Below are 17,439 nucleotides of genomic sequence, written 5' to 3' on the forward strand. Positions count from 1 at the left end.
AAAACTCATAAAGAAAATCAGTAAAGAGATTCCACGGAAAAGTCGCAAGCATCCGAAGATTTGCATAAAAGGCTAAAATAAACTATAAAAAATAAAGATAAAATAAGGAAAAACAAGAAAGGTTAGACAGTGACTGAGATCTCTGAATTAAGTGCCGAGGCTTTGCAAGGTTTGCGTGACGATTTTGACGCAAATCCATTGAATCGTTTAGCAATGAACGGTGTTACTGCCGCTGGAATCGACAAGGTAGCGCGCAACTATGACCGCGCGCGTTTATTGCAGCGCCGATTCTCAACGGTTGTGGATAATGGTGACGCAAGGCATCAGGATCATTCTGGTCGCTGCTGGCTATTTAGCTCTTTGAACGTTGCGCGATTTGTGGCTAAAAAAACGCTTAAAGTTAAGGATTTTGAGTTTTCGCAAAATTACGCAATGTATTTCGATAAACTTGAGCGAATCAACTATTTCTTAAAGGATGTTGCTGCTCTTGTTCGCTCTGGTGAACCAGCTGATTCTAGACTAGTACAGCATTTGTTGCACGACGTTATGGGTGACGGCGGTCAGTGGACAATGGCTATGAACGTCTATAAGAAGTATGGTGCCGTGCCTAAAGACTTGTATCCAGAAACGGAGTCGTCTAAAGATACGGACGCTATGAACACTCAGCTTCGCCGTTTGTTGCGAACGGCTGTTGCACACATGTACGCTAATGCTGCAGATATTGACGACATAATTGCGGAAACTACTGCTGCAGGTCATAGGATTCTTACAATCCACTTGGGTGAGCCGCCAAAGAGCTTCGACTGGGAATGGACGGACGAGGACGGAAAGTTCCATCGCGATGGCGAGATTACGCCAGTTGAGTTTTGGAAGAAGTATGTTACGGCTGGGCTGGAAGATTACGTTTGCTTAGTAGACGATCCGCGTGCGGAGCATCCAAAGGGCAAGAAGATTGCGATTGAGCACTTGGGTAACGTTGCTGGTGGAGACGCTACGGAATATTTGAACGTACCAAATCAGTTTATGAAGGATTGTGTGCGTAAGATCCTCGTTGAGCAGGGCATTCCAGTTTGGTTTGGTGCGGATTGCCATCCTATGATGGATCGTGTAAACGGTGCTTGGGCTACGGATTTGTTTGAGTATGATCGCGTTTATGGCGTTGATTTTGATTTAAACAAGGAGCAGCGTGTGCGTTTTGCTGATTCGGCGATGAACCATGCGATGGCGTTTGCTGGGGTTGATGTTGCGGAAGATGGCACGACTACTCGCCGCTGGCGAGTTGAGAACTCTTGGGGCGCGGATATTGCCGACAAGGGTTACTTTACTATGAGTGACGATTGGTTTACTGAGTACGTGTATGAGGTTGCTGTGCCTAAGGCGCTTTTGCCAGAGGAGTATCGTAAGGCGCTTGAAGAGCCAGCAATTGTTTTACCGGCGTGGGACCCAATGGGCGCTTTGGCTTAACGCGAAGCTGCATAATGCGCTTCGCGTTACTCCAAAGCGCCCGAGCTTGCTCAGGTTGAAAGTCCAGTGGACTTTCAACGCAAGCGATTTCGTTCGCGCGCTTAGACCGCGCGAACGAAATCGCATAGCTTGAAATCACTAGGATTTCAAGCTATGCTAATGCGCCGCGTTCGCTATTTGCAAAAAGCACGGTGTGTTTTTTGCGCGAACGCGGCCTGCTGCGTCAATCGAGACGCAGCAGGTGTCACATTGTGTATTTATGTGGTTTTTGCGCTTCGCGTTACTCCAAAGCGCCCGAGCTGCTTAGGGCAGAAGCATTGCTTCTGCTGCAGCGAGGACATTCGCGCGCTTAGACCGCGCGAATGTTGTAGCTTAGGTTAATTTCACTAGGAAATTAGCCTACTCGAGTGCGCCCGAGCTTGCTCGAAGTTGCTAGGTTAGTGCGTTTATTGTTCAAAGATTGCAGAATCGTCAGTTGGATATCCGTTTGAATACGCGCTTATTATGTGTGAAACTACGATATCTGCAAGTACACCTATAAAATCTTGATTTTCGATACTTACAATCGCATCATTATTTATTTTTCCGTCTTTGTTTATTGGGAAAATCGTTTGATTTAACGCGTCTAGTTCTTCTCTTGCACAATCCATATAGGCTATTGCAACAATAGGTAGTTCTTTTCCTGTGGCGTTGTCTTTAGCGATTCCTGATTCCAGGTTTTGCTTAGGTATCTCATAGACTTTTTGACGCAAGTCACTTCCACTTGATGCAAAGTGCATAAGTGTGTTTGAAATTGTAGCCGTCATGTCGCTTTGTCGAAGTGAAACGTTTTTTGCATCTCTAGCAGCTAGTGTTTGCAATAGAAATGCGAGTTTGTCTTGTGCTACAGCTGCTTTTGCTAGCGGATCATGATTCCAGTATAGGTTTTTGTTATTGTCTGCAAAGTCTTGGATTTTTTTGTAAGAGTTTAATTCTAGTTGCTCAGCTAGCTTAATTGTTTCAGCATTTCCAGTTTGATTTAAATTGGCTAATTTCCAAATGTTTTGGGCACTGAACACAACGCCTTGAGCGAATCTACTGTTACATTGAACTGCGACTTTTTTCCATGTGTCAGAAGCATTCTTTAAGTCTTTAGATGTTAAGTTATTTATTTTTTTATCCACTTTTTCTTGGATTGATTTTGCTTTTTGCATAATTTTGTAGCAAGGTTCGTGGTTTTGCAAAGAATGCAGATTGTTGTTTTTTAATTCTTTTGTACTAGAACATGCACTGAAAAGCATCGTTATTGTCATTAATGCTGCAACTATTAAAAGATGATTTTGCGTATGCTTTTGATTGCGCTTTTGATTGTGTTTTGTGCGCTCTAATAGGCTTCTTAACAAAACAAACTGTGTCTGCATAATCTACTAAAATAGTCCGTGACTGTGACCAATGTTTGCTTGTTTTGCGTTTGGCATTGTATGCTTAACATTTTCAATTGCAGTCATAAGATTTTGTGCTTTACAACCGTTGTTAGATTTAGATTTTAACGCGTTTGTTGTGTGCTAATCGCGATAAAAGAAAAATAAGTTAATTTTATAAGTGAATTTATAAATGAATTTTCAACAGGAGGACATGCACGATGGAATTGGATTTGGCGGGAATGCATCAGCTTGCGGCGCAGCAGGGGATTAATGCCGAGGAGCTGGACGAGGCACTCGCCGAGGCCTTGCGTCTTGCATACATGAAGACTTCTCACCCAGCTAGGCATGCTCGCGTTGAATTAGATGAGCGTGCTGGCAGCTTTACAGTGTGGGCAAAAGACGAGATTCCTGGAGTTCCTACGGAAGATAATCCTCATCCAGCACCAACTCTTGGCGAAGAATACGATGATACACCTCGTGATTTTGGACGTCTTGCTGCTGCTACGGCACGTCAGGTTATTACTCAACTTTTCCGTAAAGTAGAAGATGACCGCGTATTTGGTGCTTTTTCTGGACAAAAAGGAAAGTTGATTAACGGCGTTGTGCAGCAGGATTCTAAAGATCCTTCTAATATTCATGTTGCTGTTGGAGATGTTGAGGCGATTTTGCCGCGTCGTGAGCAGGTTCCAGGTGAAAGATATCGTCATGGTGAGCGTATTCGTGTTTACGTTGTGAACGTTGCTCGTGGTTTGCGTGGTCCAGAAATCGTTGTTTCTAGGTCTCATCCTGATCTTGTTCGTAGACTTTTTGAGCGCGAAGTTCCAGAACTTGTTTCTGGAGCAGTTTCGATTATGGCTATTGCTCGCGAAGCTGGCGCTCGCACTAAGATTGCTGTTCGTGCCAACACGGAAGGTGTTAATCCAAAGGGTGCTTTGATCGGTCCTGGTGGTTCTCGTGTTCGTGCTGTTATGGAGAATCTTGGTCCAGAAAAAATAGATATTGTTGATTGGTCGGAAGATCCAGCGAAGTTTGTTGCCGCTGCTCTTTCTCCAGCAACAGCAACACAGGTTCATGTTGTTAGTGAAAAGAGCCAGACAGCTGTAGCGTTTATTCATGATTCTCAGCTTTCTCTTGCTATCGGTAAGGAAGGTCAAAACGCAAGGCTTGCAGCAAAACTTACTGGTTGGAAGATTGGTATTGAGTCTGCGGAAGAACATGCTAAGAAGCAGGAAGAAATGAATGCTGATTCTAAGGTTTCAGCAGAGTAACATCCCGTGGATTAGCATTAGCGACACTCCCGAGAATCCAACGTTTCGAGTATGCTGAAAGCTGCAATTTGGGCTTATGCGCAGCTTTCTGCCTAGTGGGAACGAGGTACGGAAAATCATGGTTGAAATCATGGTCGCACGATGAGATATCGCATTATGAGGTATCTCACTAAAGAGCATAAGAATAAGAATCTTATAAAAATATAAAGTGGCTGCGTTCGTTTTGCGCTGCCACAGACTGAGGAGAACACTGAGTGGTAAAAAAGCGCGTATACGAACTAGCTAAAGAGTTTGGTGTAGACAGCAAAACCGTGTTGGAGCGGTTGAAGAGCATGGGCGAATTTGTTAAGTCCGCGTCTTCAACAGTAGAGGCTCCTGTTGCACGTAGATTAAAAACAGAGTTTGCGTCCGCTGGATCATCTTCTGGATCGTCTGCTGCAAAGAATGATGCGAAACCTGCTGCAAATAAGAATGCTGATAATTCTTCGAATAAGACTAATCATTCTTCTACTAAATCGGAGTCGTTGGCTCAGAATAATGCTGAAAAACGAAATTTGGATAAGTCTTCAGAAAAAGCTTCGGAAAAACAGCATTCTTCGCAAAAGTCACATGATAATCATGATAATAGTGACAATAAAGAAAATCATTCATCTTCCACTCCAAATGGTGTAATTCCTAAGCCTTCTGCTGGTCACGTAAAGCCACATGCTATCGCTAACGCTGATTCTAAGCGTGGAGGCGATAAGCGTGGCGAAAATCGTAACGATGCACGAGGCGATAAGCGCGGGGAAAATCGTTCTTCTAAGTCAGATCGTTCTTCTCAGATGCCTCCACGCCCTCGTCCGCATCAGGGTGCTGGCTCTGGTTCTGCTCCTCGTCCAGGTAACAATCCGTTCAGCCGAAAGCAAGGTATGCGCGCTCCTACACCTGGTGATATTCCTCGTCCTCACCCAATGTCACGTCCAGGCGCTGCTGCAGAAAATTCTCGTGGAGCAAAGCCTGGTCAGGGCGGCGGTAATGGCAACGGCGGTGGTCGCGGTCGCGGTGGTCGCGGAGGCGCTCGTCAGGGCGGCGGTAATGGTTCGAACCGCTCTTCGCAGTGGTCTGGTTCACATCGTCAGGGCGGCGGTAATGGCGCAAGCTCTCGTCCGTCTGCAGAATCGCGCTTTAATGCAAATCAGGCTGCAAGCTTCCAAGCTGCGGCTGCAGGCGCTCCAAATGCTGGTCCATCTCGTGGCAGTGGTCGCGGTCGCGCAGGTGCTGCAGGCGCATTTGGTCGTCAGGGTGGAAAGTCCTCTAAGGCTCGCAAGAATCGTCTTGCAAAGCGCAGAGAATACGAAGAGCTTAAAGCACCAGTGATTGGCGGCGTGCGTATTCCTTCTGGAAATGGCGCTACGATTCGACTTCGTCAAGGTGCAACGCTTTCTGATTTGGCAGAAAAGATTGATGTAAATCCAGCTGCTTTGGTAACCGTTTTGTTCCATCTTGGAGAAATGGCTACAGCTACTCAGTCTTTGGATGAAACAACATTCCAGATTCTTGGCGAAGAAATCGGTTGGAATATCAATCTCGTTTCTGCAGAAGAAGAAGATAAAGAGCTTCTTCAACAGTTCGACATTGATTTGGATGAAGAAGAACTTCAAGAAGACGATAATCTTGTAACTCGTCCTCCAGTTGTTACTGTTATGGGTCACGTTGACCATGGTAAAACTCGTTTGCTTGATACTATTCGTAAGTCGAATGTTGTAGCTCGAGAAGCTGGTGGAATTACTCAGCGTATTGGCGCTTACCAGGTTACGGTTACTTTAGATGGAGACAAGCGCAAGATTACGTTCTTGGATACCCCAGGCCACGAAGCATTTACTGCTATGCGTGCTCGTGGTGCAGAGCTTACAGACGTTGCAATTCTTGTTGTTGCAGCAGACGACGGCGTTATGCCTCAAACTGTTGAAGCAATTAACCACGCGCAGGCTGCTCACGTGCCTATTGTTGTTGCAGTAAACAAGATTGATGTTGCTGGAGCAAACCCAGATAAGGTTCGCGGTCAGCTTACAGAGTACGGTCTTGTGCCAGAAGAATACGGCGGCGACACCATGTTTGTGAATATTTCCGCAAAGCAGGGAACCAACGTAGATAAGCTTCTTGAGGCTGTTCTTTTGACAACTGACGCTGAGCTTGACCCTAAGGCAAATCCAAACATGGATGCTCGTGGTGCAACCGTTGAAGCTCGACTTGATAAGGGTCGTGGCGCTGTTGCTACTGTTCTTGTTCAGCAAGGCACTCTTAAAGTCGGAGATTCTATTGTTGCAGGTACGTCTTATGGTCGTGTTCGCGCAATGCTCGACGAAAATGGCAACCACTTGCAAGAGGCAGGTCCTTCTACGCCAGTTCAGGTGCTTGGTTTGACTTCTGTTCCAACTGCAGGAGACTTGTTCTTAGTCACATCCGACGATCGTTCCGCTCGTCAGATTGCCGAAAAGCGCCAAGCTACAGAGCGTGCAGCTCAGCTTGCTAAGCGTCGCAAGGTTGTGTCTCTTGAAAGCCTTAAGGAACAGTTCGCTAAGTCCGAAGTTGATATGCTCAACATTGTTATTAAGGGCGATTCTTCTGGTTCTGTTGAGGCTTTGGAAGATTCCTTGATGAAGATTGAGGTTTCCGACGAAGTTGGAATTCAGGTTATTCACCGCGGTGTTGGTGCAATTACTCAGAATGATGTGAACTTGGCAACAGTTGATAAGGCTGTGATTATTGGCTTCAACGTGCGTCCAAACCGTCAGGTTGCCGATTTGGCAGACCGCGAGGGCGTGGAAGTCAAGTACTACTCGGTTATTTACAAGGCTATCGAAGATATTGAAGCTGCTTTGAAGGGTATGCTTAAGCCAGAGTTTGAAGAGGTTGTTACTTCTCACTCTGAGATTCGTGAAATCTTCCGTTCTTCCAAGTTTGGCAATATTGCTGGTGTTATGGTTCAAGACGGCGAAGTTAAGCGCGGTACAAAGTGCCGTATTTTGCGTAACGGTGTTGCTACTGTTAACGATCTTGAAATCTCCAGCTTGCGTAGATTCAAGGATGATGTTCAATCCGTTAGCGAAGGCTACGAGGCAGGCATTAACCTTGGCAGCTTTAACGACATTGAGCTTGGCGATATAATCGAAACCTTTGAAATGAAGCAGATTGAGCGCAAGTAATTATGGCAGGAACAAACCCTAGAGCCGCGCGAATTGCGGCTCTGATTCACAGAGTGATTGCGTCCAACATGGAGGCTCATTTACACGATAAGCGACTTGCTAATGTGACTATTACAGAAGTGAGAGTTACTAACGACTTGCAGATTGCTAAAGTGTATTGGACACAGCTTGGTACTGTTGGTAAAGAGCAGGGTGAGCGTCAGCGTGCAGCCCAAGCTTTGCAACAGGCTAAGGGGCGTTTGCGCACTCTAGTTGGAGCTAAGGCTGGATTGCGTTTAACTCCTCAAATCCAATTTGTTTACGATGAGGTTCCTAGTGAAGCTCATGAGATTGAAGACATTTTGGTCGCCGCGCGTAAGCGTGATGAGGAGCTAGCTAAAGCGCGAGAAAATGCTCGGTACGCTGGTGAAGAGGATCCGTATAAAAAGCCTCGTGAAGATGAGGATTTTGACGATTCCGATGATTCTGATGATTTTGATGACTCCGACGAGTATGAGGATTATGAGAACAGCGAAAACGATTTTGTAGAAGATAAGTCGCCAGCAACCGACGATTTAGATGATTCTGCTCATTTGGAATTATAGTTTTAAATCAAATAATTAATCAAATAAAATTTAGTAATGAGTAGTTCTCAAACATCATCTTCAGGCATTTTATTAGTAGATAAGCCGAAAGGCGTTACCAGCCATGACGTTGTGTCTTGTGCAAGAGGATTGTTGCACACTAAACGCGTAGGTCATGCGGGAACGCTTGACCCAATGGCTACAGGATTGCTGATTCTTGGTTTTGGTAACGCCACTCGCTTGCTTAACTATTTGCTTGGTCACGATAAGACTTACGAGGCTGTGATTCGTCTTGGCGAATCAACCAATACGGATGATGCAGATGGTGATGTCGTTTCAAGTGTTGATGATGAAAATAGCATTCTAAACTCTGCAAATACTGATGAGATTCTTAAAGAATTGCGTTGCGTAATCGCTAAGAATTTTACTGGGCACATTATGCAAACTCCAACGGCTTTTTCGGCTATTAAAATAAACGGTGTGCGTGCTTATGACTTAGCGCGTGAAGGTAAAGATGTTCATTTAGAGCCGCGAGAAGTTGTTATTCATGACTTTTCGCTACTGGATGCGCGTTTTAATGTTGGTGTAAGCGGTGCAAAAGTTGTTGATGTGCGTGCGAGTATTTCTTGTTCTAGCGGCACGTATATTCGCGCACTTGCTCGCGACTTAGGGCGTGTTCTTGGTGTAGGAGGACATTTAGTAAGTCTTAGGAGAACTCGAATTGGCGAATTTTCGGTAGAAGATGATAGGGTTCTTAAACTTGAAACTAGGATTCGTACATTTACGGACAAGAATGGCGTGACTCAGACTCGCGCAAAGGCTGTTGTAGCTGACAGACACGATAGTGTTTCTGACTATTTTTCTGACAGTGTTTCTAACAGTTCGGTTGCTTGCGACTTATCTGGAGATTCTTCTTGCAAAAAATCTGCACAAAAAAACTATGATTTACAAAATCGTGTTCTAAGTATGTTTGAATCCGCAAAATTAACCATGCAAACAGTTGAAATCAGCGAAAATCAGGCTAAAGACTTGCGTTTTGGTAGAAAAATAGTGATTCCTGCGATTAGCGAAAAAAATACTATTGCATACGTAAAAGCCGAAAAAGATGAGCAAAACGATGTTGTTGCAGTTCTGGAAACCGCTGAAAAGTCGCCAGCAACCGCAGGGGGAAGCAGAGCGTTCTCCAAGTTACAAGAAAAAAATGAAAAAAACATAAATCAAATAGAAGCTAAACCTATTGTGGTATTTGTACAAAGCTAGTTTGCTGGTAAAATAGTTAATAGTGTGAAAATAAGGGTTCGCGGCAGGAATGCTGCTTATTTCGGATAGTTGCGAATAGTAAGGATATGATGAAGGTCATCAACATTCGACCAGATGCCAACGGCATGATTAATTGGCCAACATTAAGTGCTCAGCGTAAGGCGATTGTTACGATAGGTGTGTTTGACGGCATGCACCTAGGGCATAGAAAAGTTATTGAACGCACCGTTGATCTTGCTCGCAAAAACAATGCGTTTTCTGTGGTTATAATGTTTGATCCGCGACCAAGCGTGGTTCATGAAAACCCAGATTTATTCGACGATTTTGGAGATAACGCGCAGATTCCAGTGGATTCGCAGGCGTTAACAAGTGTTCGTCAGCGTCTTAGGGTTTTGCAGCAGCTAGACGTGGATCATGTGATTATTGTTCGATACAGCCTAGCTTTTGCTGCAAAATCATACAGATTCTTCCTAGGGCAGCTTGTTGGAAAACTTGGTATGCGTGCACTTGTACTCGGGTCGGATGCAGCTCTTGGAGCGCGTAGAGCTGGGAATGTTCATGCGATTAAGGAGCTTGCGCAGGCTACGGGCGTTTTTGATTTGGTTGTGGTAGACGATTTTGGTCCAGGGGATGTTCGTGTTCCAGACCCAATTGTGCCAGAAGTTCCGTCTGAAGATGGAGAGCCAAAAGACCCTGCGGATGGTATGAACAAGGCGGAATATCGCGCTTGGAGTAAAGGTATGCCGAATAAGAAGGTTCGTGCTTGGAGCTCTACGAATGTGCGATGGATGCTCGCGAATGGTAGGGTTCGCGATGCTAGGGATGTTCTTGGCCAGCCGCATAGAGTTGAGGGTATTGTGGTTCATGGTGCCGAGCGCGGTCGTGAAATCGGTTTCCCAACAGTGAATTTGGGCGAGCGTATTGATGGGTATGTGCCTGTTGATGGAGTTTACGCTGGCTGGATTGTTGATTTAGATGCGGACGAGGCTAGTGCAGATAATTTGCATTCTTCTAACATTCCGAGTGTTGGCGTTTTGCGCAAGGATGAGTTGCATCTTGGAGTTCATTCGCCATGGCGTTGGGCTGCTGCGATTTCAATTGGAACTAAGCCAACTTTTGCTGAATCGAATGAAGGTTCTTCTGTTAAGAATGTAGTTTCTGGTGATTCTGGCGATATCTTTGAATCTGATTCTATCTCTGATTTTGGCGCAGATTCTTCTACGTATCCTAATGATAGTGAAAATCGCGTGGTTGAAGCTTATGCTTTAACGGATAAGTGGCAGGATTTGTATGGTCATCGCATTTGCATTGAATTTGCGCAATTCTTACGTCCTCAACATGCCTTCGATTCTGTTGAGACTCTTAAGGATGCTGTGAGACACGATGTTGAGAAAGTGCGAGAAATAACTGATGCTGAAAACCGATAAGCTGGTTTAGATTAGTTTAGGCTGATTTTTCTTGATCTAGCTTGATTGGAATCTGATTTAATCAGATTATTGGCTGCAGCTGCGGTGTTTTGTGCTTAAGATTGGCGGTGATTATGGAGTTGGATATTAATAGCAGCGATATTAGTGGTATTGAGCCTAGTACAAGTGATCTTAATTGTAAATCGTTTAACAGCAATGCCTTAAATCACTCGGATGCTCGTGCTGTTAAAAAAGCTGTTGAAGAAGGGAAAAATCCACTCGATTCATCTAAATTCGAGCGCTGGGAAGACCAGGTTGGAGTAGATCGTATAATTAACCGTCGCGTGTTGGAGTTGGAGCCGCTTCCCACTCCTGCACAAGTGCTTGGTGAGTTGCCACTTTCTCCGTATGCGCAAGATATTGTTGCTGAGTCACGCGATGAAATCCGCAGATGCCTTAATGGAGATGACGACCGCCTTCTTGTTATTGTTGGACCGTGTTCTGTGCATGATCCTAAGGCAGCTCTTGACTACGCGTCTCGTTTGGCTGATTTGCGCGCAAAGCTCGAAGGTGAACTTTTGATTGTTATGCGCGTTTACTTTGAAAAGCCGCGCACAACAGTTGGCTGGAAGGGCTTGATTAACGACCCCGATATTGACGGCACACACGATATTCACAAGGGTTTGCTTTTGGCGCGTCGCACGCTTCTTGGCGTTTTGGACGCTGGTTTGGCTGCAGCAACCGAGTTTTTGGAGCCGACTAGCCCGCAGTTTATTGCGGATGCTGTTAGCTGGGGGGCGATTGGCGCACGCAATACGGAATCGCAGATTCATCGCCAGCTTGCTAGCGGTCTTTCTATGCCAGTCGGATTTAAGAATGCAACGGATGGCTCTGTTACAGCCGCCGTCAATGGATGTTTGGCAGCTAGTCAGCATCACACTTTCTTTGGAATCGACCATCTTGGACGCGCTTGCGCTGTACAAACACTTGGAAACCCTGATTGTCATGTTGTTTTGCGTGGCTCTAGCAAGGGTCCAAACTACGATGCGGCTTCTGTTGCAGCTGCTGTTGCATCGGTTCGTTTGAGGCTCGGCGCGGATTGCGTGGCGTCTAATGGCGTTGTAATCGATTGCTCGCACGGAAATTCGGGCAAAGATGAGAATCGCCAGATTCAAGTCGTGCGAGATATTGCGGATCGTCTTGCACATGGCGAAAAAGGCATTAAAGGCGTTATGATGGAGAGCTTCTTGCAAGGCGGAAACCAAGATCCTGCGCCTTTGAGTGAGCTTGAGTACGGAAAGTCGATTACGGATCGATGCATTTCTTGGGAAGATACTGAGCGATTGCTTAACACGCTTGCGCAGTCTGTTTCTTCTCGCCGAATTAAGTCTTGATTTTGCCGAAAATGTTGCTTTAATCGGCGTGTCGAGCTACAAAGTCGGGAAGATTTTCCCGAAAATGTTGTGCGATTTCCTATATTTCCTTGCTTGGTGTTGTAGGAGGGCTGGCTAATTCTGCGCTCGCGCGGATTAGCCGCGCTTACGTCTTCGCCACATGTAAAGTCCACTGGACTTTACATTTAAGCGGCTCAGCGAATCGAGGTGACTTCTCGCGCGCTATGCAGCTCGAAGTCGTCGATTCGCACAACGCTCCGCCTCTTACGTGTTGTCTGTTGTTGCGGTTGTTCCGATTTGGCTTTGATTTTGTTTTTCGTTTAAGTTTGTTTGTAGGCGTGTGCCATTGGATTATTTGGTATCGGCTGCCGCTCTTATACTGTTCGACCAAGAATCACCCAGCCCTCTTGCATGCTTGAACAATTGCGTATCGCTAGTCGCCTGAGATTCTCGATTTTTCTTGCTGCTTCAGCGAATCACCATCGGAGGACTGCGAATCGACTTACATGAGCGCTTAAAGCGTAGCGCGCGAATGCACTTCGATTCGCTGAGCTTGCTCAAAGTTGAAAGCACAGTGTGCTTTCAACGCAAGCGAAGACGTGAGCGCGCTGTAACGCGCGAGCGATACGCTTCATTCGCTGCGAAAAATCTCGAATCTCTACCCAGCTTGCGCGAACGACACGACACGCCGTGTTTTTTTTTAGTTACAAACTATTACAATAAATCCTCAAATATGCAGCATTTCTGAACAAAGGTGTGCAAAATGTGCGAATCGCCAGCCCCCGATCGTAACAATCTTCACCAAGATAAAAACGTTTCAAGCCGCGCCCTGACGATCGCGCGATACGCGATTTTTGCGCTTCTGCTTGCTGGCGCATTTCTTCTGGCGTTTGCGTGGTATCGCGGCACTCACAGCAAAGGCTACACTGTTGTTACCTGTTCCGCACTATGGCTTAGCGTTATTGTTCCGTTTATTACATTGATTGTACTTTGCGTTTTTGTGCGCGGATGTCGTCTTGTTGTTGGCTCTACGATTTGCGTTTTGCTAATAGCGTCTTTCTTTGTGTTTATTGCGTTCCACGATTCAATCATGGGTTTTTTGAATGTTCCCTCCACAAATCCTTGGTTTGAATTTACGTGCAGCGCCTTGCTAAAAATTGCAACCGCATCTTTTGTTATTATGTGTTGTGTAAGCGTATTTTTGATTAAACGCAATTCAATGCACAAGATAAAAGGATGATTTGACGAATGCCTAAGTTTACAAAAATCGCCATTATTGGCGCTATGGAAGAAGAAGTTACTCACATTGCCGGTTCTCTTAGCAATGTTAAGCATAATAAGGCAGCCAGCTTAGATGTATCTTGTGGCGTGCTTGAATGCGAAGATGGCGGAAAAATCGAAGTTGCTGCAACAGTTGGCGGAATGGGACTTGTAAATGCCGCTGCAACTGCACAGTATTTAATTGATACGTACAAGCCGCAGGCCGTAATCTTTTCGGGAATTGCGGGAAATCTCAATAAAAATTTGCATACGAATGATGTTGTTCTTGGAAAAACATTAAAATATTTAGACACCGACATGCGCATGATTAATCAGTGGAAGCCGTTTACAAACGAATATCATTCAGACGATTATCTTCTTAAAACTGCAGACAGCGTTTTAACAAAGATGGGCATTAACCACATTTTGGGAACAATCGCCTCTGGCGGATATTTTGTAGACACGCCCGAAAAAGTGGCGGAAGTGATTGAGGCGACTCAAGCGGATGCTGTAGAAATGGAAGGCGCTGCGATTCTTCACGTTGCTGCAAGAAACGACGTTCCAGCGTTAGTTGTGCGCGCAATGAGCGATAATGCAGACACAAAATACGAGGAGTTCCACACTTTCGACATATCCGAATACGCGGATACAGCTGCAAAAATGACGGTAAATATTGTTAGGAATTTGTAGAATTCAACACGCCGATGTGGTCGCCGACGTGCTGCATCGCCAAACAAAAGGCGAGTAGCGCTAAATGCCGCCATTTTCTGAGTGCAATCAGATTTTGGCGGCAAGGTTTTTACCCCCCTCTTATGATTGGCATCGTTAATAGAAGAAAAAAGGTAATAAGAAATAAAAGATGCCAGTTTTAGACATTAGTTTAAATAGTTTAAGAGGAAAATTTGCGGTAGGTTATACGAGAAACGCAGATTGGCTGGCATGATGGCAATTCTTCTTGAAAGGAATGAAGAATATGCGTAAAAATGCAGTAAAAAATAATGCAGTAAAAAATAAATCAATCAAGTTGAACACAAATTTGAACATTCGCGCGATTACAGCAGGATTGCTAGCGTCCGCAACTTTAGTGAGCTTTGCAGCTTGTGGAGATAATGTTCCTGCAAGTAATTCGCAATCGTCCGCAAATACTAGCGCAAAAATCGTAGGAAACTTCCAAGGTTCGGGTGCATCTTCCCAGCAGGTTGCTGTAGAAGCGTGGATTGCAGGATTCCAATCAAAAAATCCTGGCGCAAAAATCGCATATAATCCAACTGGCTCGGGTGCAGGAGTTACAACGTTTATGACGGGAGCCACAGCGTGGGCTGGGTCCGATAAATCGCTAAGCGACGACGAGTTAGAAAAGTCAAAGTCGGTTTGCGCTAATGGCACTACGGCTTTCGACGTTCCAGTATACGTTTCTCCAATCGCAGTAATCTTTAATCTAAAAGGCATTTCGGATGCTGGAAAACACATAAATATGGATGCTTCTACAATCGCAAAAATCTTCGACGGCAAGATTACGCGTTGGAATGATGATGCGATTAAATCGCAAAATCCAAAGCTAAAGCTACCAGATAAGCCGATTACAGTTGTTCACAGGTCCGATAAGTCTGGCACAACGCAGAACTTCTTAAGCTACATAAAAGACGTTGCGCCAAGCGATTGGTCCTACAATCTTAGCGAAAATTGGCCAAATAGCGTGGGTCAGGGCGCAAAAGGCACGTCTGGCGTTGTTTCCACAATCCGCATGGCAGACGGAGCGATTGGATACGCGGACTTCTCGCAAGTTGGAAAGCTTGGAACTGTGGCAGTAAAAGTGGGAGATTCTTACAACGAGATTAGCCCAGAAGGTGGCTCTATAACCATTAACGATTCAAAGGTTGACGAAGATGCTGCAGCAAAATCAAAGCACCGCGTTGTTGTTAAAATAAACCACAAAACGGAAGAAAAAGGCGCTTATCCTATTGTGCTAGTTTCTTACGATATTGTGTGCGGCGCTTACAAAGATGCTGCAACTGCACGATTTGCAAAGTCTTGGCTTAGCTACGTTACCAGCAAAGATGGCCAGGCTGCGGCTCAAGGTGCTGCTGGAACTGCGCCTTTGCCAGAAAAGCTTATGGGCAGGATTAACAAGTCGATTCAGTCGATAGGCAAGTAAAAATAGTAATTTGCCAAGATTTTAGAGTAGTCAATATATTGCTGCTGATAGCATTTATATAATGACTACAAAAGGAGCATGAGTGAGTTCTAAACAAAGAACTGAAATCAGTAAAGATGCGCACAAAAGTGGCCATTTTGCAGGTGGTTTTGCAGGTGGTTTTGCAGACCGCTTGTTCAAAAGCGTAGCGCTTTTATGCGGATTGCTGATTTTAATGGTGCTTACAGCTGTGGCGTTGTTCTTGCTGTTTCAAGCGTTGCCGATTGTAGGCGCAAACAAAAGCCAAGTAAGTCAAGTATTTTTAGACTTTACGGGAGGCAAAGCGCACGATTTCCTAAGCTACGTAGCGCCAATGGTTTTTGGAACTGTTCTTATGTCTGCGCTCGCTCTGCTCCTTGCATTCTTTGTTTCGATTGGAATCGCGCTGTTTATAAGCCACTATGCTCCGCCAAAAATGGTGCCGCTTTTAAGTGGTGTAGTCGACTTGCTTGCTGCGATTCCGTCCGTAATCTACGGTCTTTGGGGCGGATTGGTGCTAGTTCCATCCATATACCCATTCTGGAAGTTTATCTCGCACATTTTTGGCTGGATTCCGCTTTTTGCAGGTCCTGCGGCAAGTCCTTCGCGTAGTGCTGCAACCGTTAGTGTTGTTCTTGCTGTTATGATTTTGCCGATTATAACTTCTATGGCGCGAGACATTTTCCAGCAAGCTCCGCGATTGCAGCAAGAAGGCGCGCTCGCTCTTGGTGCCACAAAGTGGGAGATGATAAAGCTAGCGGTTTTGCCGTTTGCAAAGTCGGGAATTGTTTCCGCGTCTATGCTTGGTCTTGGTCGCGCGCTTGGCGAGACAATGGCAGTTCTTATGATTTTGTCTCCAGGATTCACCTTTAAATTCAACATTTTGCAAGCTTCACAAAACCAGACGATTGCAGCAAACATAGCAGCGCAATACCCAGAAGCCAACGGATTGGGTGTTAGTGCGCTTATTGCTACAGGTTTGGTGCTGTTTGTTATTTCATTCGCTGTAAACCTTATTGCTCGCAAAATCACGGGAAAGGCGAGTGCATGATGCAAAATTCAGAATCGTTACAAGCTGGCTCTGTTAGCGCAAGCAGCGAATCTCCAAAAATCGACTTTAACAAGTTCCGTCCAACGCGTTCTAGAATCGCAAGTCGTAAGCGAAAAGACGCGTTTATGCGCGTGCTAATCTTCCTGTCTTTTGTAGTTGCTCTAATTCCGCTTCTTTCTTTGCTTTTTACGACTATTGTAAACGGCATTAAGCGACTAAACCTTGACTTTTTAACGCATAATATGACGTATGTGGTTGGTGGCGCTGCTACTGGCACAGGTGGTTACGGCGGTATTTTGCACGCCATTATTGGAACTTTGGAGATTACTTTTGGCGCAATGCTGATTTCGATTCCGATTGGAATTATGTGCTCCGTGTATTTGATTGAGTATGCGCGAGGAAGTCGCTTAGCTACGTTGATTAATCTTGTTGTAGACGTTATGAGCGGAATACCTTCGATTGTGGCTGGCTTGTTTGCGTTTTCTAGCTTTACGATTTTTGTGGGTCCTGGAACAATCAACGGTTTTGAAGGGTCGGTTGCGCTTTCGCTGCTTATGCTTCCGACTGTTGTTAAGTCGTGTCAAGAAATGCTAAAAATTGTGCCGAACGATTTAAGAGAAGCGGCGCTGGCTCTAGGCGTTACAAAGCAGCGCATGATTACAAAAATTGTGTTGCGAACCGCCTTGCCTGGCATTGTTTCTGGCTGCATTCTTGCGGTTGCACGCGTGGTTGGAGAGACGGCTCCGCTTTTAATGGCAGCTGGGTTTATTGCATCCACGAATTTCAATCTTTTTGACGGGCAAATGACCACTTTGCCAGTGTACGTTTACCAAGAGTATTCAAAGCTTTCGGCGAATTGCCCAGCTAACGCGCCATCTTCGTGCGTTACTACGATTCCAATGGAGCGAGCATGGGCAGCGGCCCTTGCCTTGATTGTGATTGTTTTGCTGCTGAATATTGTTGGGCGAGTTGTGGCGCGCGTGTTTTCAGTAAAAGCAAAGTAAGACGA

Annotated in this window: 13 protein-coding genes; 12 read left to right on the plus strand and 1 reads right to left on the minus strand. The window is 45.3% G+C overall.

From position 1 onward, the window contains the following. Positions 1–129: 129 nt before the first annotated feature. A complete protein-coding gene (locus tag GAVG_RS01020) occupies positions 130–1,464 on the plus strand; it encodes a C1 family peptidase (protein ID WP_004118354.1) in 1,335 nt (444 codons plus the stop codon). A 446-nt stretch (positions 1,465–1,910) separates the two neighbouring features. Here the strand turns inward: GAVG_RS01020 and GAVG_RS01025 are convergent, their stop codons facing one another. Beyond that, positions 1,911–2,864 carry a hypothetical protein gene (locus GAVG_RS01025; protein WP_009994443.1) on the minus strand — a complete coding sequence of 318 codons (954 nt, stop codon included), beginning with the start codon at positions 2,862–2,864 and terminating at the stop codon, positions 1,911–1,913. A 221-nt stretch (positions 2,865–3,085) separates the two neighbouring features. Between GAVG_RS01025 and nusA the strand changes: the two genes are divergently transcribed. From nusA to pstA, 11 genes are all read left to right on the plus strand, one after another. Next, positions 3,086–4,135, plus strand: a complete 1,050-nt coding sequence (nusA, locus tag GAVG_RS01030) for a transcription termination factor NusA (RefSeq protein WP_004111973.1) — start codon at positions 3,086–3,088, stop codon at positions 4,133–4,135. Positions 4,136–4,389: 254 nt separating this feature from the next. After that, the gene (gene infB / locus GAVG_RS07595) at positions 4,390–7,323 is read left to right on the plus strand and encodes a translation initiation factor IF-2 (protein ID WP_409337743.1); all 2,934 of its coding nucleotides are present in this window, start codon (positions 4,390–4,392) and stop codon (positions 7,321–7,323) included. Between the two features lie 2 nt (positions 7,324–7,325). After that, positions 7,326–7,907 carry a 30S ribosome-binding factor RbfA gene (gene rbfA, locus GAVG_RS01040; protein ID WP_004111977.1) on the plus strand — a complete coding sequence of 194 codons (582 nt, stop codon included), beginning with the start codon at positions 7,326–7,328 and terminating at the stop codon, positions 7,905–7,907. 36 nt (positions 7,908–7,943) lie between these two features. Beyond that, positions 7,944–9,146: a tRNA pseudouridine(55) synthase TruB gene (gene truB / locus GAVG_RS01045; protein ID WP_013399447.1), complete on the plus strand. Its 1,203-nt coding sequence runs from the start codon at positions 7,944–7,946 to the stop codon at positions 9,144–9,146. An 89-nt stretch (positions 9,147–9,235) separates the two neighbouring features. Next, positions 9,236–10,573 (plus strand): riboflavin kinase, encoded by a 1,338-nt coding sequence (locus GAVG_RS01050; RefSeq protein ID WP_009993790.1) that lies wholly within the window; start codon positions 9,236–9,238, stop codon positions 10,571–10,573. A 113-nt stretch (positions 10,574–10,686) separates the two neighbouring features. Then, on the plus strand, positions 10,687–11,946 hold the full coding sequence (locus GAVG_RS01055; protein WP_009993789.1) for a 3-deoxy-7-phosphoheptulonate synthase: 1,260 nt from the start codon (positions 10,687–10,689) through the stop codon (positions 11,944–11,946). A gap of 763 nt (positions 11,947–12,709) precedes the next feature. Next, the gene (locus GAVG_RS01060) at positions 12,710–13,186 is read left to right on the plus strand and encodes a hypothetical protein (RefSeq protein ID WP_009993787.1); all 477 of its coding nucleotides are present in this window, start codon (positions 12,710–12,712) and stop codon (positions 13,184–13,186) included. 8 nt (positions 13,187–13,194) lie between these two features. After that, the gene (gene mtnN / locus GAVG_RS01065) at positions 13,195–13,896 is read left to right on the plus strand and encodes a 5'-methylthioadenosine/S-adenosylhomocysteine nucleosidase (RefSeq protein WP_004111987.1); all 702 of its coding nucleotides are present in this window, start codon (positions 13,195–13,197) and stop codon (positions 13,894–13,896) included. A 283-nt stretch (positions 13,897–14,179) separates the two neighbouring features. Further along, a complete protein-coding gene (pstS, locus tag GAVG_RS01070) occupies positions 14,180–15,361 on the plus strand; it encodes a phosphate ABC transporter substrate-binding protein PstS (protein WP_009993784.1) in 1,182 nt (393 codons plus the stop codon). An 82-nt stretch (positions 15,362–15,443) separates the two neighbouring features. Further along, positions 15,444–16,430 (plus strand): phosphate ABC transporter permease subunit PstC, encoded by a 987-nt coding sequence (pstC, locus tag GAVG_RS01075; protein WP_004115907.1) that lies wholly within the window; start codon positions 15,444–15,446, stop codon positions 16,428–16,430. Next, positions 16,427–17,434, plus strand: a complete 1,008-nt coding sequence (pstA, locus tag GAVG_RS01080) for a phosphate ABC transporter permease PstA (RefSeq protein WP_004111993.1) — start codon at positions 16,427–16,429, stop codon at positions 17,432–17,434. The genes pstC and pstA overlap by 4 nt, the downstream gene beginning before the upstream one ends. The last annotated feature ends 5 nt before the right edge of the window (positions 17,435–17,439 follow it).

It is taken from the genome of Gardnerella vaginalis ATCC 14018 = JCM 11026 (assembly GCF_001042655.1).
In the GTDB taxonomy this organism is placed as follows: domain Bacteria; phylum Actinomycetota; class Actinomycetes; order Actinomycetales; family Bifidobacteriaceae; genus Bifidobacterium; species Bifidobacterium vaginale.

What these genes read in the sequence shown, in the direction of transcription:
- GAVG_RS01025 (WP_009994443.1), bottom strand. Translation starts at nt 2,864, where the DNA reads ATGCAGACACAGTTTGTTTTGTTAAGAAGCCTATTAGAGCGCACAAAA.
- nusA (WP_004111973.1), top strand. Translation starts at nt 3,086, where the DNA reads ATGGAATTGGATTTGGCGGGAATGCATCAGCTTGCGGCGCAGCAGGGG.
- rbfA (WP_004111977.1), top strand. Translation starts at nt 7,326, where the DNA reads ATGGCAGGAACAAACCCTAGAGCCGCGCGAATTGCGGCTCTGATTCAC.
- truB (WP_013399447.1), top strand. Translation starts at nt 7,944, where the DNA reads ATGAGTAGTTCTCAAACATCATCTTCAGGCATTTTATTAGTAGATAAG.
- GAVG_RS01050 (WP_009993790.1), top strand. Translation starts at nt 9,236, where the DNA reads ATGAAGGTCATCAACATTCGACCAGATGCCAACGGCATGATTAATTGG.
- GAVG_RS01055 (WP_009993789.1), top strand. Translation starts at nt 10,687, where the DNA reads ATGGAGTTGGATATTAATAGCAGCGATATTAGTGGTATTGAGCCTAGT.
- GAVG_RS01060 (WP_009993787.1), top strand. Translation starts at nt 12,710, where the DNA reads ATGTGCGAATCGCCAGCCCCCGATCGTAACAATCTTCACCAAGATAAA.
- mtnN (WP_004111987.1), top strand. Translation starts at nt 13,195, where the DNA reads ATGCCTAAGTTTACAAAAATCGCCATTATTGGCGCTATGGAAGAAGAA.
- pstS (WP_009993784.1), top strand. Translation starts at nt 14,180, where the DNA reads ATGCGTAAAAATGCAGTAAAAAATAATGCAGTAAAAAATAAATCAATC.
- pstA (WP_004111993.1), top strand. Translation starts at nt 16,427, where the DNA reads ATGATGCAAAATTCAGAATCGTTACAAGCTGGCTCTGTTAGCGCAAGC.